The sequence below is a fragment of the Micromonospora sp. D75 genome (assembly GCF_018070405.1).
In the GTDB taxonomy this organism is placed as follows: domain Bacteria; phylum Actinomycetota; class Actinomycetes; order Mycobacteriales; family Micromonosporaceae; genus Micromonospora; species Micromonospora chalcea.
Genome location: NZ_JAGPXV010001043.1, coordinates 1 through 1,052, shown reverse-complemented (window position 1 = coordinate 1,052; position 1,052 = coordinate 1). Strand labels below are relative to the sequence as shown.

Here is a 1,052-nt window from a genome sequence, read left to right as displayed (position 1 = left end):
GCCGACACCGTCGCGGTCATGTACGGGGGACGCATCGTCGAGCAGGGCCCGGTCGACGGGGTGTTCGACACGCCCACCCACCCGTACACCCGGGCGCTGCTGGCGGCCCGGCCCGACCCGTCCCGGCGCGGCGAGGACCTGGTCGCCATCCCCGGCGCGCCGCCGAGCCCGCTGGACCTGCCGCCCGGCTGCGCGTTCTGGCCGCGCTGCCCGGTCCGCGCGGACCCGCGCTGCGAGCACGAGCTGCCGCCGCTGACCCCGGTCGGCGACGGGCACACGGTCCGCACCTTCTACAGTGGAGAGGCCGGATGAGCGACGACACCCCCGACGTGATCGCCGAGCTGGACGACCTCGCCGTGCACTTCCCGACCCCGGCCGGAACGGTCCGCGCCGTGGACGGCGTCACGCTCGCCGTGCACCGGGGCGAGACGCTCGGGCTGGTCGGCGAGTCGGGCAGCGGCAAGTCCACCGCCGGGCTGGCGCTGCTGCGGCTGGTCGACCCGAGTGCCGGGCGGGTCCGGGTGGCGGGCGCGGACGTGACCCGCTGGTCCCGGCGCCGCCTGCGCGCGACGCGCCGCCACGTGGCGATGGTGTTCCAGGACCCGCAGGCGTCGCTGGACCCGCGCCGCACCGTCGGCGACAGCATCGCCGAACCTCTTGTCGTGCACCGGCTCGCCACGTCCCGCACCGCCCGGCGGGAGCGGGTGGCCGAACTGCTGGACCTGGTCGGCCTGCGCGCCGACACCGCCGGCCGGCACCCGCACGAGCTGTCCGGCGGCCAGCGCCAGCGCGTCGGCGTGGCGCGGGCGCTGGCCGGCGAGCCGGATCTGATCGTTCTGGACGAGCCGATCGCCTCGCTGGACCTGAGCGTCCAGGCGCAGATCATGAACCTGCTGCGGCACCTGCAACGCGACCTCGGGCTGACCTACCTGTTCATCGCGCACGACCTGGCGGCCGTCGAGCACATGAGCGACCGGATCGCGGTCATGTACCTGGGTCGCATCGTGGAGACCGGCCCACCGGAGCGGATCTACCGGCGCCCGGCGCACCCG

The 1,052-nt window shown here is 75.8% G+C and carries 2 protein-coding genes; both read left to right on the top strand.

What is annotated here, in order from left to right; genetic code table 11:
• On the top strand, positions 1 to 312 hold a 312-nt coding region (locus KBX39_RS31840; protein ID WP_210874126.1), incomplete at its 5' end, for an ABC transporter ATP-binding protein.
• Positions 309 to 1,052: dipeptide/oligopeptide/nickel ABC transporter ATP-binding protein (locus tag KBX39_RS31835; RefSeq protein ID WP_210874125.1), on the top strand; the 744-nt coding region annotated here is incomplete at its 3' end. The genes KBX39_RS31840 and KBX39_RS31835, both read left to right, overlap by 4 nt.